Raw genomic sequence first — 25,766 nt, 5'->3', positions numbered from 1 at the left:
CGCACGACACAGGGGGAGCACATGAAGGACACCGAGCTGGAGACCTGGCTGCGCCGGCGCATCGCCGAGCTGGCCCGGATGGATTCGGGGGACGCGTTGTCGGTCCACGAGCCGCTGGCCGCCTACGGCCTGTCCTCGATCGACGCGGTGGCGCTGGCCGGTGAACTGGGGGACCTGCTCGGCCGGAAGGTCTCGCCGACGATCGCGTACGAATTCCCCACGCTGGGGGAGATCCTGGCCCACCTGCGGGGCGGGACGCCCGCCCGCGGCGGCCTCACCGCAGCGCGTCGGCCCGCCGCCGGTCCGGTCCGCGCCGGTCCGGTCCGCGCCGAGCCGGTCGCGATCATCGGCATGGGCTGCAGGTTCCCCGGGGCGGACGGTCCCGAGGCGTTCTGGGAGCTGCTGGAGCAGGGCGTGGACGCCGTCGGCCGGGTGCCCGCCGGGAGGTTCGCCCGCTGGGGCCGCGGTGACGGCGGCACCGACCGTGCCGGGGTCGGGGGCTTCGTCGGCGGCGTCGGCGGGCTGGACGTCGACTTCTTCGGCATCGGTGAGCACGAGGCCGCCAGGATGGACCCGCAGCAGCGGCTCATGCTGGAGGTGGCCTGGGAGGCGGTCGAGGACGCGGGGATCGATCCGTACGGCCTGGCCGGCTCGTCGACCGGCGTCTTCGTCGGCATCTCCAGCTCGGACTACCGCGACGTGCTCGCGGACTCGCCGTCGGCGGACGCCTATTCGCTGCTCGGCGGGGCCTCCAGCGTGGCCGCCAACCGGCTCTCCTACGTCCTCGACCTGCGCGGCCCGAGCCTTGCCGTCGACACGGCCTGCTCCTCGTCCCTCGTCGCCGTCCACCTCGCGTGCGAGGCGATCCGCCGCGGCGAGTGCGGTCTCGCCGTCGTCGGCGGCGTGAACGTGATCCTGACGCCGGCGATCACCGAGGCCTTCGACCACTCCGGTGTCATGGCGCCCGACGGCCGCTGCAAGGCCTTCTCGGCGCAGGCCGACGGCTATGTGCGCAGCGAGGGGGCCGGCGCGGTCGTCCTCAAGCCGCTGGGCGAGGCGCTGCGCGACGGGGACCGCGTCTCGGCGGTGATCCGCGGGTCAGCGGTGACCTCGGACGGGCGGACCAACGGCCTGCTGGCACCCAGCCGCCGGGCGCAGGAGGACGTGGTGCGCCTGGCGCTCGCGGGCGCGGGCGCCGAGCCGTCGGAGGTCTCCTACGTCGAGGCCCACGGGACGGGCACGGCGATCGGCGACCAGATCGAGGCCGCGGCGCTGGGCACCGTACTGAACCGGGGGCGCGCCGCGGACCGGCCGGTGGCGATCGGCTCGGTGAAGACGAACCTGGGGCACCTGGAAGCGGCGGCGGGCATCGCAGGTCTGATCAAGCTGGCCCTCTGCTTCGAGCACCGGGCCCTCCCGCCGTCCCTGCACTGTGCCGAGCCGAACCCGGACATCGACTTCGACGGGCTCGGGCTGCGCGTGCAGTCCTCGCTGCGCCGCTTCGACTCCGCCGGGGATCTCGGGCTCGCCGGTGTGAGCTCCTTCGGCTTCGGCGGCACGAACGCGCACGCCGTGCTCGCCCCCGCCCCCGCCGCCGAGGCGGAGCAGCCGGCGGCCGACGGGCGTCCCGTACGGCTCCTGGCCCTGTCGGCCGGGACGGAGGCGGCCCTGCACGCGCAAGGCGCCGCGCACGCGGCGTGGGCGGCCGGGGTCGACGCGCGGGAGCTGGGCCGGGACGCCGCCGCGGCGACGTCGCTGCGCGGACGCGGCGGGCCGCGGGGACGCGGGTTCCGCGCCGCGTTCGCCTTCGCGGACAAGGACGAGCTCCTCACCCGGCTGCGGGAGCCGTTCACGGCGGTGCGGAGCGTGCCGGACGAGGCGGGCGTCGTCTTCGTGTTCCCGGGGCAGGGCGCGCAGTGGCTCGGGATGGGCCGGGCCCTGCTGGAGTCGGAGCCCGCCTTCGACCTGGCCGTCTCGCGCTGCGAGCAGGCCTTCGCCCCGTACGTCGACCGGTCGTTGCGCGAGGTCCTGACGCAGGAGACGGCCGCCCCGCTGCTGGAGCGCATCGACGTGGTCCAGCCGGCGCTCTTCGCGATGCAGGTCGCGCTGGCGGCCCTCTTCCGGTCCTGGGGCGTCCGGCCCGCCGGGGTCGTCGGCCACAGCATGGGTGAGGTGGCGGCCGCCCACGTCGCGGGGGCGCTGCGCCTGGAGGACGCGGCGCGGATCGTCTGCCGGCGCAGTGCCCTGATGATGCGTCACCGGGGGCGGGGTGCCATGGCGCTGGTCTCGCTGCCCGTCTCGGACGTACGCAAGGCGCTGGAGCCCTACGGGGACCGGCTCTCGCTCGCCGCGCACAACGGGCCCGGCACGGCGGTGGTGTCCGGGGAGGCTGCGGCCGTGGAGCAGTTCGTGACCGCCATGGACGCCGCGGACGTCTTCTGCCGCCGGGTGAAGGTGGACGTGGCCTCGCACTGCGCGCTGCTGGAGGACCTGCGGGAGGATCTCACCGCTGAGCTGTCCGGGCTGTCGCCGCGCGCCTCGGCCGCCGCCTTCTACTCCTCCCTGGCCGGGGAGCGGCTCGCCACGGACGCGCTGGACGCGGACTACTGGTGGCGCAACCTGCGCGAGCCGGTGCTGTTCGCCGACGCGGTCCGCGCCGCCGGGGAGGCCGGTCACCGGGTGTTCCTGGAGATGAGCCCGCACCCGCTGCTGTCGGTATCGGTGGCCGAATGCCTGGAGGAGGACGGCGGGGCCGCGGCCGCCGTCCCGGCGATGCGCCGCAGCGACGTCCGGGCCCCGTACGAGGCGGTCGGCGCGCTGTTCGAGGCCGGGTGCGAGATCGACTGGGCCGCCTTCTTCGGCGGCCGGCCCCGGGCGGGCACGCGGCTGCCCGCGTACCCCTGGCAGCGCCAGGAGCACTGGGTTGTCGCACCCGGGAGCCCGCGCTCGGAGGGGGCGACGGTCACCGGGTCGCTGCCGGTCGTCCGCGACCACCGGGTGCAGGACCGGCCGATCGCACCGGCCGCGTGGATGCTCGACGCGGTGCTGAAGGAGCTCGGCCCGGACGGGGCCGGCCGGTACGGGCTGCGCGACGTCCTGGTGACGAACCCCTTGGCGGTCGCCGAGGGCGAGGCCCGGCACGTACGGGTCTCGCGGCGGCTGCGCGCGGGCGACGGCCCCTACCTGTCCGTGGAGAGCCGGGCGGCCGGTGAGCCGGACTCCGCATGGGAGGAGCACCTCACCGCCTCCCGGTCCGAGACGCCGCCGGCTCCGGCTCCGGCCCCGGCCGACCTGTCCGCGATCCGGCTGCGGTGCCCGCGGCCCGTCGAACCGGACGTCCTGTACGAGCACCTGGCGGCGTCCGGGCTCTCCTACGGGGACACCATGCGGATGGTGACCGGCATGTGGCGGGGGGAGAAGGAGCTGCTGGCCCGGCTCGCGCCGCCGTCCGCGCGGACCCTGGGCCGGCCGCTGCCCGCGGACGCCGCGGACGGGGCGATGCAGTCGATCGCCGGGCTGTCCCTCGACGTCGGCGCCGACGGGACGTTCGTCGGGTTCGGCTACGGGCGGGTCGAGGTGTTCGCGCCCTGGTCGGGTCCGGCCTTCGCCCACGTACGGCTGCACGGCGAACTCCCGGCGGGCGCCGACACCTTCGACTGCGACGTGGAAGTGATCGACCCCGGCGGGCAGGTCCTCGTACGGTTCACGGGCGTGTCGCTCAAGCGGATGCGCAGCCGGCACTGCCTGCGCTTCCTCGCCGTGGCCGCGCGGCCGCAGCCGCGGCCCGCCGGGACGGACGCGGCCCTCATCACCACCCCGGTCGTCCTCCTCACCGGGGATCCCGGCCGGTGCGCGGCGCTGGTGGAGGAGCTGGGCCGGGCCGGCACCGGGTGCTCCGTCGCCCCGCTGCCGGGGGACGAGGACGCGGCGGCGGCGTTCCTGGAGTCGCTGCCGGAGCGGGCCCGGCTGCTCGTCGTGGATCCGGGGCGCGAGGCATTCCTGTCGTTCCTGCGGGCGGCCTCGCGCGGCGGCTCCGCCGTACGCCGCGAACTCGCCCTGGTGACCGGGGACGTTGCGCTGCCCCCGCTGCTGCGCGCCCTGGAACAGGAGGCCGTGGGCTGGTCCGGGCGGGCGATCCGGGTCGAGCCCGAAGAGCTCGCGACGCGGGAACTCGCCCGGGACATCGCCGCGGAGCTCATGACGGCGCCCGCCGCGTTCTGTGTCCGCTACCGGCACGGGGAGCGCAGCGTCCCGTCCCTGACCCCGGTCGAGCCGGGCTCCGGAGGGGCGGAGCTCCGGCCCGGCGGCGTCTACTGGATCACGGGCGGGCAGGGCGGGCTCGGTTCCACGCTCGCGGTGACGCTGGCCCGGGAGGCGGGAGCGCGGGTGGTGCTGACCGGGCGCCGTCCCGAGGTGGACCCGCGGCTGGAGGAGGCGGTCGACGCGGCCGGCGGGCGGCTGCTGTACCTGCAGGCCGATGTGACCGACGCGGCCGCGGTACGGCGTGCGCTGGACGAGACACTGCGGCGCTTCGGCGCCCTGCACGGGGTGATCCACTCCGCGGGCGTCCTGGACGACGCGCTCATCGGGTCGACGTCGGCCGAGCGCATGCACACGGTCACCGGGCCGAAGGAGCGGGGGGCCCGCGTCCTCATCGACGCGGTGGCGCCGGAGGACCTGGACTTCATCGTGCTGTTCTCGTCCATGGCCAGCCTCTTCGTGACGGCGGGCCAGGGCGCGTACGCGGCGGGCAACGCCACGCTGGACGCGCTGACCGGTACGGTGCGCAGCGGGCGCACGCCGGTGCGGACGGTCAACTGGGGTCCCTGGGCGGAGCTGGGCATGGTCGCCGACCCCCGGTACCAGCGGCAGCTGCTGGAGTCGGGGCTGCACCCGATGGCGCCGGAGGCGGGCGCGGCCGCGTTCCTGCGGGCCCTGGGCGGCTCCCACCCACAGCTGGCGGTCCTGGACGTGGACGACGAGGTCGCGGACGCTCTGGTGGGCCGGTTCAACCGGGCGCACGGCGGGGCGGCGGCGCCGCGTGCGGGTGTGGCACGGCCGGAGGGCGCGGCCGGCTCGCCGGCGGACTTCGTCCGGGCGGAGCTGGCCCGGGCCCTGCGCCGCTCCCCCGCCGAGATCGACACCTCGGCGCGCTTCGACCGGCTGGGGGTCGATTCGCTGCTGGCGGTGTCCCTCACCCGCCGGATCGGCGCCCACTTCGGGCTGGAGCTGCCCGCGACGTTCCTGTTCAACCACCGGACGGTGGACGCGGTGGGGCTCCACCTGGCGGGGCTGCTGGGGTCCACGGAGTCCGAGGGGGCCGGCGCGCCGTCCGAGGTGCCCGAGCAGGGCGGGCAGGCCGCTCAGGAGGTCACGCTGGACGAGGCGGAACGGCACAGCACCGTCCGCGGCTACACGATCGTCGCGGGGCCGTCCGGGCCCGCTATGCGCCTTCAGGACGTGCCCGTCCGCAGGCCGGCGGCGGGCGAGGTGGTCATCGACGTGCGGGCCGTGGGCGTCAACTTCATCGACGTGCTGGCGACCACCGGGTTCCACCCGTTCCTGTCGACGCCCCCGTTCGTCCCCGGGCACGAGGTGGCCGGTGTCGTCCACGCGGTCGGCGACGGCGTGGAGCACGTCCGGCCCGGGGACGAGGTCATCGCGCTGACCCCGGACGGGGGGTACGCGGCCCGGGTGACGACGTCCTCGTACACGGTGGCGCCGCTGCCGGCGGGCGTGAGCGCCGTCGACGCGGTCTCCGTGCTGATCAGCGGGCTCACCGCGATCGCGTGTCTGGAGCGGGAGGCGCGCGTGCACCCGGGCGACCGGGTCCTCGTCCAGGCGGCGGCCGGCGCGACCGGGACTGCCTGCGTGCAGCTGGCGCTGCACCACGGCGCGACGGTGTTCGGCACGGCGAGCACGGAGGCCAAGCTGGACCATCTGCGGGCTCTGGGCGTCCAGTACCCGATCAACTACACGGAGGCGGACTTCGCCGACGCCGTACGGGAACTCTCGCCCTGCCAGGGACTGGACCTCGTCGTCGACTCGCTGTCCGGCGACGCGGTGGGCCGCGGCCTGGAGCTGCTGCGGGCCGGGGGCCGCTTCGTCGAGATCGGGGCGGCGGGGGTGCTCGACCTGGCCGTGGACGGCCGTGACCTGTTCATGAGCAGCCGCTCCTTCTGCACCGTCAACGTCGGTGCGCTGGCACGTGATCCGGCCCGGCTGCGGCCGCTGATGGACCGCCTCGTCGAGCTGGTCGACGCGGGCGTGCTCCGTCCCTCGGTGGGCGGCGTGTTCGCCTTCGAGGACGCCCCGCAGGCGATCGCACGGCTCCGCAGCCGGGCCAACATCGGCAAGTTCGTCGTCACCTTTCCTTAGGATGGCCGTGGAAGAAACTCGCAGTCGATCAGAGTGGCAGCGGACGTTCCGCACGTTCGCCGAAGAGGTGATGGCCCCGCACGTCCGTCGTTGCGACGAGGAGCGGGCCTTCCCCACGGCGATCCACGAGCGGGCCGCCGCCGAGGGCATCCTCAACGCGGCCTTCCCGGAGGAGCTGGGCGGCTCCGGGCTTTCCTGCACGGAGTTCGGCCAGGTCATCGGGGAACTGTCCGCGGTCTGCCCGGGGATGACGTGGACGCTGGTGTTCAACCGGGGCGCGCTGCACCCGGTGGTCGCCGCCGGTACCCCGGAGCAGAAGGAGCTGTTCGTCACCCGGCTCCTGAAGGACAACGGGTACGCGGCCCTCGGCCTCACCGAGCCCGAGAACGGCTCCAACCTGCTGGCTGCCACCACCCGCGCGGTGCGGACGGACTCGGGATGGCTCCTCAACGGCGGCAAGTGCATGTCCGGGAACGGGACCGTCGCCGACGTCTTCGTCGTCCTGGCCAACACGGTGGTGGACAACCGCAAACGCGGCCTGTCCTTCTTCGCCGTACCGCGGGACTCCCCGGGCGTGACGGTGGGCGAGGACATCGAGAAGGCGGCGTTCCGCTGCCTGCCCACGCCCTCGGTCACCTTCCGCGACGTGGCCCTGGAGCCGATCAGCCTGATCGGGCGGGCCGGCGACGGGGAGATACTGCTGAACGAGCTCCTCGCGACCATCCGCATCGGCGGCGCCGCCTGCGGCACGGGCATCGTGGCCGCCATGCTGAAGGACGCGCTCGCCTGGGTCGGTGAGCGCCGGGTCTACCCCGACGACCGCCTGGACACCCTCAGCCACGTCCGGTTGACGCTGGGACGGCTGTACGTCGAGCTGTGCGCCGCCCGTGAACTGCTGGAGAGGGCGACCGCCCTGGCCGACCGGGGTCTGCCCTTCGGGAAGGAGAGCTCCATGGCGAAGTACTACGCCACCGAACTGGCCGTCCGCGCCTCGAACGAGATCCTCCAGCTGTACGGATGGCGCGGCATCGCCGCCGACCACGGCGTCGAGAAGCGCTGGCGGGACGCACGCGCCCTGACCATCTTCGAGGGGTCGAGCGAGATCCAGCTGCTGAACGTGTTCCGCGAGATGCGCAGGGCGGCCACGGGCGAGGGAGGGCTGTGATCCCCTCCGTCGAGGTGACCACCCGGGCCGTGCGCGCCGAGGACGGTGCCACGGCCGAAGTCCGGCTGCACCGCAGGCCAGGTGATCCGTCCGCACCGGTCCTGGTGTGCCTGCCCGCCATGGGCACCCGGGCCGCGGCCTACAGCGCGCTGGCGGACGCCCTCGCCGGGGCCGGGTTCCAGGTGGCCGTGGGCGAGCTGCGCGGACAGGGGACCAGCTCCGTGCGCGTGCGGCGGGGGGTGCGCTACGGCTACCACGAGATGGTGGCGTACGACTACCCGGCGCTGTTCCGCGCCGTGGAGGCCGCCTTCCCCGGGGCGCCGCGCTACCTTCTGGGGCACAGCCTCGGGGGGCAGCTCGGCGTCCTCTACCTCAGCCAGGAACCGCACATGGCCGCGGGCGCGGTCCTGGTGGGTGCGCCCTCCTGCCACTACCGCGGGTGGCCCTTCCCGCAGAGCGTCGGGATGCTCGCCGCGTTCCAGCTCGCGGCCGCGTTCTCCGCGGTGTACGGATACTTCCCCGGCCGCCGCATCGGGATCCTGGGCAACGACTCGGCGCAGGTCCTGCGGGACATGGCCACCCAGGTCCGGACGGGCCGCTACCAGGTGCCGTCCTCCGCGGTGGACTTCGAGGCCGCGCTGGCGAAGCTGGACCTGCCGGTCCTGGCCGTCGCCGTCAAGGGCGACGCCATGGCCCCGCCCGGCGGGGTGCGCGGGCTCGCCGGGAAACTCACCGGCGCCCGGGTGACGCACTGGGAGCTGGCGCTCGGCGACGGCGTCCGGGGCAGCCGGCACTACGCCTGGATCCGGGACAGCGCCGCACTCGTCGAGCGGGTACGGGCCTTCGTGGACGGGGCCTGACCCGCTCGGCCCGGCCTGCCCCTGCCTGACCCGCTCGGCCCCGGCCTGCCCCTGCCCGGCTCGTCAGCCCAGCCGGGCCGGGGAGGCGGCCGCGGAGGTCAGCAGCCGGGGGGTGCCGGTGCCGTCGGCGGGCACGGTCCACAGGTCCGTGCGGTCGGCGGCGCCGTCGGAGGGCAGGGCGTAGGCCAGCGTGCGGTCGTCGAGCCAGGCGGCCTGGTCGTCCACGCTGCGCTTCTCCGCGAGCGGGTGGTCCCGCAGCGTCCCCAGGTCCATGACGTGCTCGCGCCACAGCGAGGCACCGGTCCGCACCCGCTTCTTGTACGCGATGCGTGTCTCGTCCGGGGACAGGGACGGGCATTCGACGTTCTTGGCGAGGGTGGTGACGGCGCGCCGCGAGACCGAGCCCTTGACCAGGTGGGTCTCGCCGGCCGTGGCGAGGGTGGCGTAGAAGGTGTCGTCGTCCTTGGTGAAGGTGACGCCCCAGAAGTTCACGTCCTGGGCGCGGTAGTCCCGCCCGTCCATGGTGATCGCGAACTCCTCCAGGTTGGCGTCGAGCTTCCAGGTCCTGGTGTCCAGGATCGCGGTGCGCGTGGAGAAGAACGCGGCGCCGTAGGACTCCCCGGAGACGAACACCGTCCAGGCGGCCAACCGGCCGCTGGGCGAGACGCGGGCCCGGCTGGGCGTGCCGGCCAGGGGAAAGCTGCGCACCTGGCGCAGCTCGGCGTCGACGATGACCGCCTTGTTGTCCTGGGCGAGCGCGCCCGGGCTGGAGCGCAGGCAGACGCCGGTCCCGGCGGCGGCGTGGAAGCGCTGGCAGGTGAGGTCGGAGACCGTGCGGGTGCCGTCGGGCGCGCCGGCCGGCACGGAGGCGAGGGCCCCGCGCTGCGGGCCCTGCCCGCTGCCCAGGAAGGCCAGCGTGTCCTGTCCGGCCGTCAGTGTGACGGCGCCCGCGGTCGTCGCGGGGCCGCCCGTACGCGGCTGGTCGGCGCGGGAGGCGGCGCGCACCACCAGGGTGGCGCCGACGCCCCCGAGCAGGAGCAACGCCACCGCGAGGACGAGCAGGCGGCGTGAGCGTGTCATCGGGTTCCTCACGGGCGTCGGGCCGAATCGGGTGCGGGAGGTGCGGAGGGTGCGGGAGGTGCGGGAGGTGCGGATGGCGTGGGAGGTGCGGGCGGCGTGGGAGGTGCGGGCGGCGTGGGAGGTGCGAGGGGTGCGGGCGGCGTGGGCCGCAGCACGAAGCCGGCGACGGCCGCGCAGCACAGCAGGCCGGCCGCGGCCGCGGCCAGCGCCGGGCCGGCGCCCCACAGGGTCCACGCCCCGCCGAAGGCCAGCGAGCAGCCGAAGCGGGCCAGCGCCTGGCCGGTGCCGACCAGGGCCAGGCCGGTGGCGCGCAGCGACTCGGGAACGGTGGCGGCCACGGCGGCGGGCAGCACCCCGTCGGTGGCGGCGTAGAACATGCCGTGCAGGGCGAGGACGAGGTAGGGCAGCACCGGCCAGTCGGGGGCCCAGAGCAGCAGCCCGTAGGCGGCGAGCAGGAGGGCGTGCCCGGTCAGGAAGACGGTGCGGCGCCCGATCCGGTCGGCGAGGGCGCCGGCCGGGACCGCCAGCAGCAGGAACACGGCGGCGGTGCCCAGCGGCAGCAGCGGGAACCACTGGTCGTCCATGCCGGTCCGGCGCTGGAGCAGCAGGTAGACGAAGGCGTCGCTGACGGTGGTGAGGCCGAGCAGCACCGCGCAGAGGGCGAGGGCGCGCAGCCGGGGCAGGCGCAGCAGGCCCGCCGCGTCGCGCAGCCGTACGGGGCCCGGGCGGGCGGCGGTGGGAGTGGCGGCCTTCCGGGGCGGGGTGCCGGCGGAGCCGGAGCCGGCACCGGAGGGGACGAACAGCATGAGCACGACGACGCCGAGTGCGGCGACGCAGGCGCTGACCCCGAAGACGGCGTCGTAGCCGTCGACGGCCACGCCGAGGATGAGGAAGGCGGCGAGCGGGCCGAGCAGCGCGCCCGTGGTGTCCATGGCCCGGTGCACGCCGAAGGCCCGGCCCTGTGACCCGTCCGGTGTGGACAGGGAGATCAGCGCGTCGCGCGGGGCGGTGCGCAGTCCCTTGCCGGTGCGTTCCAGGGCGAGGATCACGCTGATCGGGCCCAGGCTGTGGGCGACCAGCAGCAGGGGCTTGCACAGGGCGGACAGGCCGTAGCCGATGCCGGCGACCAGCTTGTGGTTGCGGACCCGGTCGGCGAGGTGGCCGCCGGTGAGCTGCACCAGGGCGCTGACGCCGTTGTAGAGGCCGTCGAGCGCGCCGAAGCCGAGCGGGCTCAGGCCCAGCCCGGCGATCAGGTAGAGCGGCAGGACGGCGGTGACCATCTCGGAGGAGACGTCGGTGATCAGACTGACCGTGCCCAGGGCGAGGACGGTCGGGGCGACGGCCGGTGACCTGCCGGATCCCCGGCCCGGCGCGGCCTTCGCGCCCGCGGGTGCGGAGCGGTCCGCGAGGTACATGCTCTGGAGCTCCCCCGTGCAGACGATCTGACGTCACGCGAACGTGCGAGTCGCACCCGAACCCTAATCCTTGTACGGGCCAACTGTGGTGCGTACGACGGGATTCGGCCGTCCGCACCGGTTCACCCCTGTCGGCTGCTCTCGTCCCGCAGCCAGGTGGAGAAGTCCTGTTCCCGGATGGCCCTGCGGGCGCCCCGGCGGGCGGCGAGCGCGGCCGCCGCGAACACCGCCACCTCGGGGACCAACGTCGGCCGGGCGCGCAGCAGGGCGCGCAGGTCGGCCGTACCGGTACGCGCGGACGGCGCGGCGGGTGCGTCCTGCCCGCCGGCCCGCCCATCGGCCCGCCCGGCGGAGGGCCCGTCCGCCGGCCGCGCCGGGCCGGCCGGCTCCCCGGTGGCCTGGAAGCGCTCGAACTCGGCGGACGAGGTCGCCGCGCGGACCTTGCGGCGGATCAGGTCGGCCCAGGTGCGCGGCGGGCGTACGACGACCCGGGCCGCTTCGACCACGCGCCGCTCCCCCGGCCCGAAGGCGAGGGACGCGGCCAGGTCGTCGGCCATCAGCGGCGGCAGCGCCGCGATCCGCCGGTGTCCCTCCTCGGTGACGGCGATGACGCCCCGGCCGAACAGGCCCTCGCGGACGGCCGGCAGCAGCTGCCACACCCGGTAGTAGGCGCGGACCGGCCAGGCGCAGCCGGCCAGCGGGATGTCCCGGCCGGGCGCGGCGGCGAGCAGGCCGGGGTCCCGGTCGAGCGCGCCCGCGAGGGCCCGTACGTCGGCGGATCCGACGACGACGTCGGCGTCCACGTACAGCCGGGGAAAGCCGCGGGCGTGCTCGTCCCCGACCCGAAGTGCCGTGTGTTTCGAGGGAATCGGGATCTCCACGACGCGTACGCGGTCTCCGCGCGCGCCCGCCACCCGGGCGGTGTCGTCCGTACAGCCGTTGCAGACCACGACGATGTCGGGCCCGGACGACGAGGTGTCGGCCAGGAGCGCGTCGAGGAGCCGGCCGATGACCCGGCCCTCGTTGTGGGCCGGTATCACGATGCTGGTCACCCGGGCAGTATGCATGCTCGAACACCCGCTCCCGGCGATTCCGCCAACTCTGCCCGGGGGTACGCCCGGTGGACTAGATTGAGCGGCGCCGACCGGATTCGGCGTGCTTCGGCACCGCCGGCGACGATCCGGAACCGGCAAGGGTGGTACGGCTTCGGCTGCTTGTGGGGAACAAGCCGTCGGGCCGGGGGGCGGCATACGCGATTCACGCAGAACATCGGTTGTGGGGGGCCATCACCGTTGAGCAGGGCACGCAGGAGACGCGCAGGCGTCCGGCGTGCCCCTCGGCGACGGCTTTCCCCTCCACCGCACGCGTCCCGGCCATGGGTTGTCGACACGCCAGCCGGCGTGCGCGGAAGGAAGGGGAACGCTGTGAAGGACACCTCGAAGGACGGCGCGCAGAGCGCCGAGCGGACCGTCGGGCAGAGTGCCGGGATCTCCGGCCGGGGGTCCGCGGCACCCTTAGGCGTCGCGGTGGTCGGTGCCGGCTACTGGGGCCCCAACCTGGTCCGCAATTTCCAGTCCACCTCGCAGTTCAGACTGCGGTGGCTGTGCGACCTGGACATCGAGCGGGCCCGGAAGTCGCTCGGCAGGTACTCCACGGTGCAGGCGACCGCGGACTACGCGGCGGTCCTGGCCGACCCGTCGGTCCAGGCGGTCGCCGTGGCCACTCCGGCCGGGACGCACCTGGACGTCGCGCTCGCCGCCCTGCGGGCCGGCAAGCACGTCCTCGTGGAGAAGCCGCTCGCCGCCACGTACGAGGACGGGAAGCGGCTGGTGGCGGAGGCCGAGAAGCGCGGCCTGACCCTGATGTGCGACCACACCTACTGCTACACCCCGGCGGTGCGCCGGATCCGGGAGATGGTCCGCTCCGGTGAACTCGGCGAGATCCACTTCGTCGACTCGGTACGGATCAACCTGGGGCTCGTCCAGAAGGACGTCGACGTCCTGTGGGACCTGGCCCCCCACGACCTGTCGGTCCTCGACTTCATCCTCCCCGACCACGTGCAGCCGGTGGCCGTCGCCGCGACCGGCGCCGATCCGATCGGGGCCGGCCAGTCCTGCGTGGCCTATCTGACCCTCCAGCTGAGCACCGGTGCCATCGCGCACGTGCACGTCAACTGGCTGTCCCCGACGAAGGTGCGCACCACCATGGTCGGCGGGTCCAAGCGCACCCTGGTCTGGGACGACCTCAACCCGACCCAGCGCGTCTCGGTGTTCGACCGGGGCGTGGAGCTGAGCACCCCGCAGGAGATCGGCGCCGACGAGCGTCGCGACATGCTCGTCTCCTACCGGAGCGGCGACATGGTGGCGCCCGCGATCGGCGAGAAGGAAGCACTGCGCAGCATGGTCGAGGAGTTCGGCGACGCCATCCGGACGGGGCGTCGGCCGCTGACCGACGGCCGGGCGGGCCTGAAGGTGCTGGACATCCTCGAAGCGGCCTCCCGGAGCCTGGAGTTCCGCGGCGCGGTCGTCGGACTGCGCACCGGTCTCTGACCGCTCACGGTCCTCATCCGGACCCTTGGCATTCCGTCACACGCAGGACCACGACCGATTCGGTGGGAGCAGGGCGTTGAGCAGCAGCGTACGAGGCAAGAGGATTCTGGTCACCGGCGGAGCGGGCACCATCGGCTCGCACGTGGTGGACCAGCTGGTGGACAACGGGGCACGCGAGATCGTGGTGCTCGACAACTTCGTGCGGGGGCGGACCGCCAACCTGGCCCGCGCCCTGCCGAGCGGTGTCGTCGAGGTCGTCGAGGGCGACATCCGCGACGTGGCGGCCGTGCGCAAGGTGACGGAGGGCGCCGACCTGGTCTTCCACCTGGCCGCCATCCGCATCACCCAGTGCGCGGAGGAACCGCGGCTGGCGAACGAGGTGATGGTGGACGGCACGTTCAACGTGCTGGAGGCGGCGGCCGCGGCCGGGGTGGGCAAGGTGATCGCCTCGTCCTCGGCCTCGGTCTACGGGCTGGCCGAGCAGTTCCCGACCACCGAGCGCCACCACCCGTACAACAACGACACCTTCTACGGTGCGGCGAAGGCCTTCAACGAGGGGATGCTGCGCAGCTTCCACTCGATGTACGGGCTGGACTACGTCGCGCTGCGCTACTTCAACGTGTACGGGCCGCGGATGGACATCCACGGGCTCTACACCGAGGTGCTGATCCGCTGGATGGAGCGCATAGCCTCGGGCGAACCGCCGCTGATCCTCGGCGACGGCCTGCAGACCATGGACTTCGTCGATGTGCGCGACATCGCGCGCGCCAATCTGCTGGCCGCCGAATCGGACCTGACCGACGAGGTGTTCAACGTCGCGAGCGAGACCGAGACCAGCCTGCTGGAGCTGGCGAACGGCCTGCTGGAGGCGATGGGCGCGGACGGCCTGGTGCCGGAGCACGGCCCGGCCCGCGCCGTGAACGGCGTGACCCGGCGCCTCGCGGACACCGCGCGGGCCCGCGAGCGCCTCGGCTTCACGGCCGGGATCGACCTGCGCACCGGCCTGCGGGACCTGGTCGACTGGTGGCGGGCCGAGCGCGCCGCCGACGCGGCGGCGGAGGCGGGCCGATGAGCACCCCGGACGCGGCCCCGGACACGGCATTCGCCGCCGCCCCGGCCCGGATCCCCGTGATGGTGCCCTGGCTGGGCGAGGAGGAGGCGAGGGCCGCGGCGGACGCGGTGCTCTCCGGCTGGGTCGCCCAGGGCCCCCGGGTCGCCGAGTTCGAGCGGGCCTTCGCGGAGCGGGTGGGCGCCGAGCACGGCATCGCCGTGAGCTCGTGCACCACCGCCCTGCACCTGGCCCTCGTCGCGCTGGACCTCGGGCCGGGCGACGAGGTGATCGTCCCCTCCCTGTCGTTCATCGCCACCGCCAACGCGGTGCGCTACGTGGGCGCGCGGCCGGTGTTCGCCGACGTCGAGGAGGCCACCGGCAACCTGACCCCGGCCACCGTGGACGCCGTCCGCTCCCCCCGCACGAAGGCGGTGCTCGCCGTCCACCAGGGCGGGGTGCCCGCGGACGTGCACGCGCTGCGCGCGGCGTGCGCCGAGTGGGACGTCGCGCTCGTGGAGGACGCGGCCTGCGGCATCGGCGCGACGGTCGGGGGCAAGTCCGTCGGCCACGGGGCGCTGCTCGCCGCCTGGTCCTTCCACCCCCGCAAGGTGATCACCACCGGTGAGGGCGGCATGGTGACCACGGACGACGCGCGGTGGGCGCAGCGGCTGCGCCGGCTGCGCGAGCACGGCATGAACGTGTCGGCCGCGCAGCGTCACGCGAGCAGCAAGCCGATCGTCGAGAGCTACCTGGAGGTCGGCTACAACTACCGGATGACCGACATCCAGGCCGCGGTCGGCCTGGTGCAGCTCGGCCGACTGGACGAGATCGTGGCGCGGCGGCGCGCGCTCGCCGCCCGGTACGCGGAGCTGCTGCGCGAGGTCCCGGGGGTGCGGCCGGTGCGCGATCCCGCTCACGGGCAGGGCAACTTCCAGTCGTACTGGGTGCTGCTGGCCGAGGACTTCCCCGTGGGCCGGGACGAGCTGCTGGGAGTGCTCTCGGAGGCCGGGATCTCGGCCCGGCGCGGGATCATGGCCTCGCACCTGGAGCCGGCGTACGAGGGCCACGGCGCGGCCCCGCTGCCGGTGACCGAGCGGATCAGCCGCGACTCCCTGATCCTCCCGCTGTTCCACACCATGACCGCGGCCCAGCAGGACCGGGTGGTGGCGGTGCTGCGCGAGCAGGCGGGCGGATGAGCGCTCCGGCGACCGAGGACCTGCTGATCGTCGGCGCGGGCGGATTCGCGCGGGAGACCGCGCAGGCGGTACGGGACGTGGCGGCGGCCGACGTGGCGGGCGGCCGTCCGCCCCGGTGGCGGCTCGCCGGGCACCTCGACGACGATCCGGCCCTGCACGGCCGGGAGGTCGACGGGGTGCCGGTGCGGGGCGGCTGCGAGCTGGTCCATGAGCGGCCGGCCGCCCGGGTGGTGGTCTGCGTGGGCAGTCCGCGCGACTACGCCGTGCGGGCGCGTCTGGTGCGGCGGCTGGGGCTGCCGCCGGAGCGGTACGCGACGGTGGTGCACCCCACGGCGGCCATGTCGGGTTCCTCGTCCGTGGGCCCGGGCTCGGTGCTGCTGGCGCACAGCGTGCTGACGGCCGGCGTCCGGGTCGGGGCCCACGTGGCGGTGATGCCGCAGGTGGTGCTCACCCACGAGGACGAGGTCGCGGACTTCGCCACCCTCGCCTCGGGCGTCCGCCTGGGCGGCGGGGTACGGGTGGGGCTCGGGGCGTACGTGGGGGCGGGGGCGCTGGTCCGGGAGTACACCGCGATCGGCGCCTGGTCGCTGACCGGTATGGGCAGCACCGTCCTCGTGGACGTCCCGGCCGGGGAGGTGTGGGCCGGCGGTCCGGCCCGCCGCCTGCGGCCGGCGGGGGCCGCCGCCCTCGCCGAACTGGCCCGTGAGACGGGCGGCCGGGGCGGGGCCGGGTACGTGCCCGCACTGGGCGCGCCGGTGCCCGCCGGTGCGCCGGCGCACGGCACGGAAGACGGCACCGGCCCGGACGGCCGGCGGCCGGAGACACGGATGGGGAGTCCAGTCGCATGAACCAGATACCGCTCGTGGACCTGAAGGCGGCGCACGCCGAGGTCGCCGAGGAGTTGAGGGCCGGATTCGACCGTGTGCTGGCCGGTACGGCCTTCATCGGCGGCGCCGAGGTCGAGGCCTTCGAGCGCGAGTACGCCGAGTTCGCCGGGGTCCGGCACTGCGTGGGCGTCGCCAACGGCACCGACGCCCTGGAACTGGCCCTGCGGGCGAGCGGGGTCGGTGTCGGCGACGAGGTGGTGCTGCCCGCGAACACCTTCATCGCCACCGCGGGCGCCGTCGCCCGGATCGGTGCCAGGCCGGTGCTCGTCGACTGTCTTCCCGACACCCTGCTGATGGACCCGCAGGCCGCGCTGGACGCGGTCGGGAGGGCCACCCGCGCGGTGGTGCCCGTCCACCTGTACGGGCAGTGCGCGGCCGCCGCGGAGCTGGCGGAGCGGCTTCCGGCGCAGGTGAAGGTCGTCGAGGACGCGGCACAGAGCCAGGGCGCGACCCGTGCGGGCCGCTCCCCGGGCAGCGGGACCATCGCGGCCACGAGTTTCTACCCGGGCAAGAACCTGGGCGCCTACGGGGACGCCGGCGCGGTGGTGACCGACGACCAGGAGCGCGCCGACCTGGTGCGGGCCATCGCCAACCACGGCGGTGTCGCCAAGTACCGGCACGACGTGGCCGGGTTCAACAGCCGGCTGGACGGTCTGCAGGCGGTGGTCCTGCGGGCGAAGCTGGCCCGGCTGGCGGAGGGGAACGCGGCCCGTCGTGCCGCCGCCGCGCGCTACGACGAGCTGCTGGGCGATCTGGCCGCCGCCGGCCGCGTCACGCTGCCGGTGACCGGTGAGGGCAACGTCCACGTCTGGCACCTGTACGTGGTGCGGATCTCCGGCGCGGACCGCGACACCGTCGTCGGCAAGCTCAACGCGGAGGGGATCGGCGCGGGCGTGCACTACCCGGCCCCGGTCCACCTCACCGGGGCCTTCGGCCACCTCGGTCACGGTCGCGGGGACTTCCCGCACGCGGAGCAGGCAGCGGACCGCATGCTCTCCCTCCCCCTCTTCCCGCAGATCACCGCCGCCCAGCAGCAGCGGGTGGTGGAAGCGTTCTCCGACGCCCTGCGCTGATCGGCGCCGGCGTGAAACCGATGAGGTCCACATGAAAAGACGGACAAGGTCGCTGCGCTACGGTCTGTTCACCGTGGCGGCGACCCTGATGGCCACGGTCCTTCCCCCGGCCGCGGTCGCCGGCGCGGCCGATCCCTGCGGCCCGACGACGAACGCGGTCGTCTGCGAGAACTCCAAGCCGGGCACTCCCATGGAGGAGTGGTTCGCGCCCAGCGCGTACGGCGACATCAAGGGCTTCCCGACCCAGACGAGCGTCCAGGCCGGCGACACCCTGCAGTTCAAGGTCCAGTCGCCGACGCCGTACAAGGTCTCGGTGTACCGCCTCGGCCACTACGGGGGTGCCGGGGCCCGCCTGATGTCGACCGCGGCCCAGGCCGCCCAGACCCACCCGGCGAACTTCGCGCCGGGCGGGAACCCGGCCGCCTGCACCACGAAGGCGTCCACCGGCCTGGTCGACTGCGGCAACTGGCCCACCACCGCGACGTGGACCGTGCCGGCCGATGCCGTGTCGGGCCTCTACGTCGCCAACTTCGACCAGGCGGACGGCAACGGCGTGATGCCCTACCCGTTCGTGGTCCGCAAGGACTCCAGCACCTCCGACATCGTCGTGCAGACCAGTGACCAGACCTGGCAGGCCTACAACAACTACGGCGGCCAGGACCTCTACGACGGCGGCGGGCCCGCGCCCGACGGGCGGGCGTACGAGGTCAGTTACAACCGGCCCATGGACATCGGCGGGGACAACGGGATCTACGGTTCCGAGTTCCAGATGGTCGCGTGGCTGGAGCGCAACGGCTACGACGTGAGCTACATGTCGGGGATCGACATGTCGGTGCGCGGTGCGACGCTGCTGCAGAACCACAAGGTGTTCATGTCCTCGGGGCACGACGAGTACTGGACCCAGGACCAGTTCACCAACGCCCTGAACGCGCGCCGTGCCGGGCAGCACCAGACGTATTTCGCCGGCAACGAGATCTTCTGGAAGACCCGGCTCGCCCCGAGCATCGACGGGACGAACACCGCCAACAGGACGCTGGTCTCGTACAAGGAGACCAAGCTGTCCTTCCCGCAGCCGAACGGCATCCCCGACCCGAGCGGGATCTGGACGGGCACCTTCATGGACCCGGCCAGCGCCACGAACGGGCGCCCCTTCCAGCCGCAGAACCAGCTGACCGGCTCGATGTTCAGCGTCAACGGCTACCGCAGCGACGCGATCACCGTGCCGGGCACCTTCGCCAGGCAGCGGCTGTGGCGCAACACCTCCGTGGCGAACCTGACCCCCTCGCAGACCGCCACGTTCCCGCAGGGCACGCTCGGGTACGAGTGGGACAGCGACGTGGAGAACGCCAGCCGGCCGGCCGGGCAGATCCAGATGTCGTCGACCACCGTCGACATCGAGGACGGCAAACTGCTGAAGGACTACGGCAACACGTACGGGAACGGGACCGCGACGCACAGTCTGGTGGCCTTCCGCGACCAGACCTCCAACGCGCTGGTGTTCGGCGCGGGCACGGTGCAGTGGTCCTGGGGCCTGACCAACATGCCCACCTCCAACCCGGACGACACCGTGGTGACCGCCGACAAGCGGATGCAGCAGGCCACGGTGAATGTGTTCGCCGACATGGGCGTCCAGCCCAAGTCCCTGCAGAGCGACCTGATCGCCTCGACCGCCTCCACGGACACCGTGGGCCCCGGCATCACCGTGACCAGCCCGGCGGCGGGCGCCACCGTGCCGGCCCTGCGGCCGGTGACCGTCACCGGTACGGCGACCGACACCGGCGGCGGCGTGGTGGCCCGGGTCGAGGTGTCCACCGACGGCGGAACCACCTGGAAGGCGACCACGGGCCTGGCCGGCTGGAGCTACACCTGGACCCCGACCACCCCCGGCCCCGTGCAGATCAAGGTGCGCGCGGTCGACGACAGCGTCAACATCGGCGCGACCACCGCGGTCCCGCTGACGGTGGGGCCCCAGCAGTGCCCGTGCACCGTGTGGCCCGCGGCTGCCGTCCCGACCAAGGTCAACGCCGGTGACGGCAGCGCCGTCGAACTCGGCGTGAAGATCCGCTCCTCGGTGGCCGGCTCCATCACCGGCGTCCGGTTCTACAAGTCCCCCGCCAACACCGGCACCCACACCGGCAGCCTGTGGAGCAGCACCGGCCAGCGCCTGGCCACCGGCACCTTCACCAACGAGACCGCGTCCGGCTGGCAGCAGCTGAACTTCTCCAGCCCGGTGCCGATCAAGCCCAACACCACCTACATCGCCTCCTACTTCGCGCCGAACGGCGGCTACTCCTTCGACAACACCTTCGCCGCCGGCGACGCGGGCCTGGCCCCGCTCACGGCCCTCAGGAGCGGCACCGACGGCGGCAACGGCGTCTACCGCTACAGCGGCACGGGCGGCTTCCCGAACAAGGCGTCGTCCGGCAGCAACTACTGGGTGGACGCGGTCCTGGACACCTCCGGCGCCAGCACGACCCCGCCCACCGTCACCGGGACCTCGCCGCAGTCCGCCGCAACCGGTACCCAGATCACGGCGGCGGTGACGGCCACCTTCAGCACGGCCGTCGACGCGGAGACACTCACCTTCACCGTGAAGGACGCGGGGGGTGCCACCGTCCCGGGCTCCAAGGTCCTCGGAGCGTCGAACAGCGCCACCTTCACCCCGTCCTCCGAACTGGCCCTGAACACCACGTACACGGCGTCCGTGCAGGCGTCCGACCTGTGGGGCAACGCCATGACCGCGCCGGTCACGTGGAACTTCACCACCAGCGCGAGCCCGCCGGCGGTGAACTGCCCCTGCACCCTGTGGAGCGGCACCGCCACCCCGAGCACCGCCAACGTGGGCTCCGACACCAACTCGGTGGAGCTGGGCACCCGCTTCCAGTCCGCGGTGAACGGCTACATCACCGGTGTCACCTTCTACAAGGGGCCCGGCAACACCGGCACCCACACGGGCAGCCTGTGGTCCGCCACCGGCACACTGCTGGCCACCGGCACCTTCGGCAGCGAGACCCTGACCGGCTGGCAGCAGCTGCAGTTCGCGACGCCGGTGCCCATCACGGCCGGCACCACCTATGTGGCCTCCTACCATGCGCCGAACGGCAACTACTCGGTGGACGGAGGGTACTTCGCGGGAGCCCACCGCTCCTACCCGCTGATGGCCCCGGCCGACGCGCCCGGCAGCGGCAACGGCCTCTACAAGTACGGCAGTGCCACCGCGTTCCCGTCGAACACCTTCGGTTCCGTGAACTACTGGGTCGGCCCGGTCTTCGCCACGACCCCGCCGAACACGCTCGGGGCGACGGGCGGTTCCACGGAGGTGTCCGGCCGGTGAGCACGGTCAGCGTGGTGATCCCCTGCTACAAGTACGGCCATTTCCTGGCCGACTGCGTCAAGAGCGTCCTGGACGAGCAGGAGGGCGTGGACGTCCGGGTCCTGATCATCGACGACGCCTCGCCCGACGACTCCGCGGACGTGGCGCGGGCGCTGGCGGCTGCCGACCCGCGGATCGAGGTCCGGGTCCACGAGCGCAACCAGGGGCACATCGCGACCTACAACGAGGGGCTGCTGGAGTGGGCCGACGGGGACTACGTCGCCCTGCTCTCGGCCGACGACCGGCTGGTGCCGGGCGCCCTGGTGCGCGCGGCGGCCCTGCTGGACGCGCACCCGGAGGCGGGTTTCGCGTACGGCAGGCCGCTGCGCTTCCAGCACGGCGGTCCGCTCCCGGCGGCCCGCACCCGGTCCACCGGGTCGGTGGTCTACCCCGGGCGGTGGTGGCTGGACCGGCGTTTCCGGGAGGGGACCGGCTGCATCACCTCGCCCGAGGTGGTCGTCCGTACCAGCCTCCAGCGCAAGGTCGGCGGCTACGATCCGGAGCTGCCGCACGCAGGTGACATCGAGATGTGGATGCGGCTCGCGGCGCACGCCGACGTGGGCTACGTCCAGGGGGCCGACCAGGCCTTCTACCGCGTCCACGGCGACAACATGTCCACCACGGACTTCGGCGGGCAGCTCGACGACCTGCGCCAGCGCCTCGTCGCCTTCGACTCGGTGCTGGTCAAGTGCGGCGACCTGCTCCCGGAGTCCGACCGGCTGGCACGGGCGGCGCGCACCCGGCTCGCCCGGTACGCGCTGCGGCGCGCCTACCGGGCGTACGACCGGGGGCGGACCGCTGTGGTGCCGGTCGGCGAACTCGTGGAGTTCGCGGCCGAGTGCCTGCCCGACGGCTACACCTCGCTGGCCGAGTACCGGGCACTGCGGCGGCGCCGGCGGATCGGTCCGCGGGTGATGCCCTTCCTTCAGCCGCTCGTGCTGTCGGCCGTCGCCGACCGGGGGCGCGAGTGGCTGTGGTGGCGGTCCTGGAAGCGCCGAGGAATCTGATGTCCCGTCTCCACCGGTTCTTCCGGCGGGTCCTGCGGACCGGCGTCGGCGCTCTCGCGCCGGCGCCGGTTCCGGCGTGTGAGGATCCGGTCGGTCCACAGGGCCGCGGCCACCGCGGTGACCACGGTCAGCAGGGCCGTTCCGGCGAGGCCCCGTACCCGGTCACCGGTCCGCGCGACGGCGTGCGGCTGGACCAGCAGGTCCACGCTCATCCGCGCTGCCTCCGGAATGCCCTGCTGCGTCTGGAGGTCCGCGAGGTGCCGGGCGTAGACCTCGATGATCTTCCGTACGGACGCGTCGGCCACGTCGGGGTCGGTGTGCTCGACCTGGATCTGGAGCGAGGGGATCAGGTGCCGGGGGGTGACGCTGGTGCCGCTGTTGCGCGGTGTCATCCGGTACGTGCCCGCGACTCCCGCCGCCTTGAGCTCGGCCGCCCCCGCCGGCGAGTCCAGTTGCTGCACCACCGAGTACGAGACGGCGGCGAGCGGGGGCTGCAGGTTGGCGAGCTGGTTGGGCTGCCGGCTGGTCACCGGCGGTTTGAGAACCACGATCGCGGAGCTGAGGTGCACCGGTTCGGGCCGCAGCACCGCCGCCGCTCCGGCGGCCGCCAGCAGCACCGCCACGACCAGGACGTACCAGCGCCGACGCAGCGCACGGACCAACTCACCAGGCGACACGGGGATCCTTTCCTTCAGGTCCGATCCTTGCAGGCCCCGGGTAGGTCCGCCATCAAATCCGTTACCCGGCAGGGGTGTTCGTGAGCATTCGGGAAATGGCCGCGGTGCTGCGCCGACGCTGGTACGTGATCGTGCCGGCGATCCTGCTCAGCCTGCTGGCGGCGCTGCACCTGTACCGGTCGGTGCCGGTGGCGTACCAGTCGCAGAGCTCGGTGGCCCTGCTGGACTCCTCGGCGGCCGCCAAGCTGCCGCCCGCCTTCGGCAATCCCATCTCCAACGCGGGCGGCGCCCTCGTGGTGACCGCGGACGTGCTGATCAGGACGCTGTCGGGGGCGGACGCCGCCCGCGAACTGCACAGCCTGGGCGTGACCGACCCGTACACCGTCGGGTTCGCCGCGAACACCTCGGGCCCGCTGCTGACGCTCACGGTCACGGGCACCGACCGGGCGAAGGTGCTGGAGGAGACGAACACCCTGACGGCCTTCGCCGGGGAGCAGCTCAACGCGCTCCAGGCGGCCGCCAAGGTACAGCCCGCGTACATGGTGCAGACCGCGCCGGTGGTGCTGCCGCAGACCCCCGTCCCGCAGCTCAAGAGCCGCTACCAGCAGGTGCTGGGGGTTCTCATCCTGGGCGTCGGCGGCGGGTTCGTCCTCTCCTTCGTCGCGGACGCCCTGACGGCCGCCCGGCGGCGCAGGCGCGCGCGTTCCGCCGCGGAGTCCGGCGGGCCGGGCCGGGCGGGCCGCCGCAGGTCCCGGGGCCGCCATGTGGACGCCACGGCGCTGCTCACCGGCTATCTGGCGCTGGCCTTCTTCATCCCGTCGAACCTGACGCTGCCGGGGCTGGGCGGGGTGGGGACACCGGCCAACGTGTTCGCCCTGCTGGCCCTGTTCTGGTATCTGGCGACCTGGCTGACGGGCCGGATCCGGCCGGCGCCCGGGACCCGGCTGCCCCGGGTGGCGATGTGGCTGCTGGCGGTTTCGGTGCTGGCCTCCTACGTGGCGAACGCGGGCCGCGGGAGCGTGCGCAAGGAGCTGCTGGGGGCCGACCGCGGCCTGATCGCCCTGCTGGTGTGGGTGTCGCTGGTGGTGCTGGTCTCCGCCGGGATCCAGGACCGGGCGCGCCTGGACGTACTGCTGCGCCGGGCCGTGGTGATGGGGACGATCGTGGCGGCGGTCGGCTTCTACGACTTCTTCACCGCGACCAACATCGCCGACAGCATCAGCATTCCGGGGCTGTCCTCCAGCGTCCCCCAGATCACGACCCTGGACCGCGGGGCGTTCACCCGGCCCCGTTCGACGACGGCGCAGCCGCTGGAGTTCGGCGGGATGCTGGCGCTGCTGCTGCCCTTCGCCGTGCAGCAGGCCTTCGATCCGGCACGCAGGCACCTGCGCGCCTGGCGCCGCTGGGCGCCGGTGGCGCTGATGGGCGGGGCGCTGCCGCTGACGGTGTCGCGCACCTCGATCATCGGGGCGCTGATCGTGATCCTGGTGATGGTGCCGCGCTGGAAGCCGCAGCGGCGGTGGACCGCGATCGGTGTGCTGGTGGGTGCGGTCGCCTGCTTCAAGGTGATCATCCCGGGGCTGATCGGCACCATCACCGCCCTGTTCGCCTCGTTCCTGACGAACTCCGACAGCAGTACCCAGGCCCGCACGGTCAAGTACAGCGCGATCGTCCCCTACCTGGACGAGCGCCCCCTGGCCGGGCGGGGTCTGGGCACGTTCCTTCCCGAGCTCTACTTCTTCACCGACAACCAGTACATGCTGACCCTCGCCGAGACGGGGTTCCTGGGGCTGGTCGCGCTCCTGTTCCTCTTCCTCACCGGGATCCACCAGGGCGGGGCGATCCGCCGGCTGGCGGGCGGCGAGTCCGACCGGGAGCTGGGGCAGGCGTTCTTCGCCTCGGCCCTCGTCGCCCTGGTCGTCAGCGCCACGTTCGACGCACTCAGCTTCCCGATGTTCGCCGGGATGTTCTTCCTGACGATCGCCGCCGGAGGCAGTTACCTCGGCTTCATCCGGCGCGCGGCGCCGAAGCCCCGATCCGTGGAGTTCCCATGTCTTCCCGCCGGTCAGCAACCCCCGAGTCCGTCCCCGCGCCCCTCGCCGGCTCCGGCTCCGGTCCGGTAGCGGTCCTCGTCGTCACCTGGAACAGCGCGGAGGTGCTGCCGGAGTTCCTGGCCTCGCTGCCGGAGGGGATGGCCGGGCTCGACTGGCGTCTCGTCGTCGCCGACAACGATTCCGCGGACGACACGGTGGAGGTGGTCCGTTCCCTGGCCCCGGAGGCGACGGTCGTCCGGACCGGCCGCAACGCCGGGTACGCGGCCGGGGTGAACGCGGCGCTGGCGGCGGCCGCCGGGTGGGAGGGCGGCTTCCGGGCCGCCCTGGTGTGCAATCCGGACGTCCGGATGCGGCGGGGCTGCGCCGCACTGCTGGTGGACGCGCTCGGCGCCCCGCAGCCCGGCGGCGGCCGGGTCGGGATCAGCGTCCCGCTGCTGTACGAGGAGGACGGCCGGACGCTCCTGCACTCGCTGCGCCGCGAGTCCAGCGTCACCCGGGCCCTGGGCGAGGCGGTGATCGGCAACCGCCGGGCGGGGCGCTTCCCGCGCTGGAGCGAGCTGGTCACCGACCCGGCCGCGTACGAGCGGGACACGGTGGCGGACTGGGCGACGGGGGCGCTGATGGCCCTGTCCGGGGAGTGCCTGGCCGCGTGCGGGCCCTGGGACGAGTCGTTCTTCCTGTACTCGGAGGAGACCGAGTACTGTCTGCGGGCCCGCGACCTCGGCTTCGTGACCCGGCTGGAGCCCTCGGCCTCGGCCACGCATCTCGGCGGTGACTCCCAGGTGTCGCCGCGGCTGTGGACCCTGCTGACGCTCAACCGGGTCCGGCTGTACCGGCGCCGTCACGGTCTGGCGGCGACCACCGCCTTCCGGGCGGCCGTCCTGCTGCGGGAGTCCTCCCGCGCCGCCCTCGGCCGCCCGGCGAGCCTGGCGGCCGCCCGCGCCCTGGCGGGTCCGTCGGCGCCGCACGGTGCCCCGTAGACGGCGGGAACGGACAGGGAG

The 25,766-nt window shown here is 73.8% G+C and carries 16 protein-coding genes; 12 read left to right on the top strand and 4 right to left on the bottom strand.

Annotated features, from left to right (window positions below):
• The first annotated feature begins 21 nt into the window (after window positions 1-21).
• The 3 genes from NRK68_RS27425 to NRK68_RS27415 are packed head-to-tail and all read left to right on the top strand — an operon-like array spanning window position 22 to window position 8,403.
• On the top strand, window positions 22-6,378 hold the full coding sequence (locus NRK68_RS27425; RefSeq protein ID WP_308296306.1) for an SDR family NAD(P)-dependent oxidoreductase: 6,357 nt from the start codon (window positions 22-24) through the stop codon (window positions 6,376-6,378).
• A gap of 7 nt (window positions 6,379-6,385) precedes the next feature.
• Window positions 6,386-7,543 carry an acyl-CoA dehydrogenase family protein gene (locus NRK68_RS27420; RefSeq protein WP_257857052.1) on the top strand — a complete coding sequence of 386 codons (1,158 nt, stop codon included), beginning with the start codon at window positions 6,386-6,388 and terminating at the stop codon, window positions 7,541-7,543.
• Window positions 7,540-8,403: an alpha/beta hydrolase family protein gene (locus NRK68_RS27415; RefSeq protein WP_257857051.1), complete on the top strand. Its 864-nt coding sequence runs from the start codon at window positions 7,540-7,542 to the stop codon at window positions 8,401-8,403. Before NRK68_RS27420 ends, NRK68_RS27415 begins: the two co-directional genes overlap by 4 nt.
• A 63-nt stretch (window positions 8,404-8,466) precedes the next feature.
• On the opposite strand, the gene NRK68_RS27410 is transcribed toward NRK68_RS27415, so the two are convergent.
• From NRK68_RS27410 to NRK68_RS27400, 3 genes are all read right to left on the bottom strand, one after another.
• Window positions 8,467-9,483, bottom strand: coding sequence for a TolB family protein (locus tag NRK68_RS27410; protein WP_257857050.1), 1,017 nt, complete (start codon window positions 9,481-9,483; stop codon window positions 8,467-8,469).
• 8 nt (window positions 9,484-9,491) lie between these two features.
• A complete protein-coding gene (locus NRK68_RS27405) occupies window positions 9,492-10,898 on the bottom strand; it encodes an MFS transporter (protein ID WP_257857049.1) in 1,407 nt (468 codons plus the stop codon).
• 122 nt (window positions 10,899-11,020) lie between these two features.
• Complete coding sequence (locus NRK68_RS27400; RefSeq protein WP_257857048.1) at window positions 11,021-11,950, bottom strand: glycosyltransferase family 2 protein; 930 nt, start codon at window positions 11,948-11,950, stop codon at window positions 11,021-11,023.
• Window positions 11,951-12,322: 372 nt separating this feature from the next.
• On the opposite strand from NRK68_RS27400, the gene NRK68_RS27395 reads away from it, so the two are divergent.
• The 7 genes from NRK68_RS27395 (at window position 12,323) to NRK68_RS27365 (ending at window position 22,034) form a co-directional block, all read left to right on the top strand.
• Entirely contained in the window at window positions 12,323-13,447 is a 1,125-nt protein-coding gene (locus tag NRK68_RS27395; RefSeq protein WP_257857047.1) for a Gfo/Idh/MocA family protein, read from the top strand.
• Between the two features lie 76 nt (window positions 13,448-13,523).
• Entirely contained in the window at window positions 13,524-14,519 is a 996-nt protein-coding gene (locus NRK68_RS27390; RefSeq protein ID WP_257857046.1) for an SDR family NAD(P)-dependent oxidoreductase, read from the top strand.
• The gene (locus tag NRK68_RS27385; protein WP_257857045.1) at window positions 14,516-15,694 is read left to right on the top strand and encodes a DegT/DnrJ/EryC1/StrS family aminotransferase; all 1,179 of its coding nucleotides are present in this window, start codon (window positions 14,516-14,518) and stop codon (window positions 15,692-15,694) included. Before NRK68_RS27390 ends, NRK68_RS27385 begins: the two co-directional genes overlap by 4 nt.
• Window positions 15,691-16,542 (top strand): NeuD/PglB/VioB family sugar acetyltransferase, encoded by an 852-nt coding sequence (locus NRK68_RS27380; protein ID WP_257857044.1) that lies wholly within the window; start codon window positions 15,691-15,693, stop codon window positions 16,540-16,542. Before NRK68_RS27385 ends, NRK68_RS27380 begins: the two co-directional genes overlap by 4 nt.
• Window positions 16,539-17,654 carry a DegT/DnrJ/EryC1/StrS family aminotransferase gene (locus tag NRK68_RS27375; protein WP_257857043.1) on the top strand — a complete coding sequence of 372 codons (1,116 nt, stop codon included), beginning with the start codon at window positions 16,539-16,541 and terminating at the stop codon, window positions 17,652-17,654. The genes NRK68_RS27380 and NRK68_RS27375 overlap by 4 nt, the downstream gene beginning before the upstream one ends.
• 31 nt (window positions 17,655-17,685) lie before the next feature.
• The gene (locus NRK68_RS27370; RefSeq protein WP_257857041.1) at window positions 17,686-20,988 is read left to right on the top strand and encodes a DUF4082 domain-containing protein; all 3,303 of its coding nucleotides are present in this window, start codon (window positions 17,686-17,688) and stop codon (window positions 20,986-20,988) included.
• Window positions 20,985-22,034 (top strand): glycosyltransferase, encoded by a 1,050-nt coding sequence (locus NRK68_RS27365; RefSeq protein WP_183069239.1) that lies wholly within the window; start codon window positions 20,985-20,987, stop codon window positions 22,032-22,034. The genes NRK68_RS27370 and NRK68_RS27365 overlap by 4 nt, the downstream gene beginning before the upstream one ends.
• Here NRK68_RS27365 and NRK68_RS27360 read toward each other — a convergent pair.
• Window positions 21,953-22,711: a hypothetical protein gene (locus NRK68_RS27360; protein WP_183069240.1), complete on the bottom strand. Its 759-nt coding sequence runs from the start codon at window positions 22,709-22,711 to the stop codon at window positions 21,953-21,955. The two genes, NRK68_RS27365 and NRK68_RS27360, sit on opposite strands and share 82 nt — an antisense overlap.
• An 80-nt stretch (window positions 22,712-22,791) precedes the next feature.
• Here NRK68_RS27360 and NRK68_RS27355 point away from each other — a divergent pair, with 80 nt between their 5' ends.
• Window positions 22,792-24,834: an O-antigen ligase family protein gene (locus tag NRK68_RS27355; protein WP_257857040.1), complete on the top strand. Its 2,043-nt coding sequence runs from the start codon at window positions 22,792-22,794 to the stop codon at window positions 24,832-24,834.
• The gene (locus NRK68_RS27350; RefSeq protein ID WP_183069242.1) at window positions 24,762-25,745 is read left to right on the top strand and encodes a glycosyltransferase; all 984 of its coding nucleotides are present in this window, start codon (window positions 24,762-24,764) and stop codon (window positions 25,743-25,745) included. The genes NRK68_RS27355 and NRK68_RS27350 overlap by 73 nt, the downstream gene beginning before the upstream one ends.
• Window positions 25,746-25,766 lie beyond the last annotated feature (21 nt).

The organism is Streptomyces yangpuensis, assembly GCF_024666385.1.
GTDB lineage: Bacteria > Actinomycetota > Actinomycetes > Streptomycetales > Streptomycetaceae > Streptomyces > Streptomyces yangpuensis.
This window is presented reverse-complemented; position numbering and strand designations above follow the sequence as displayed.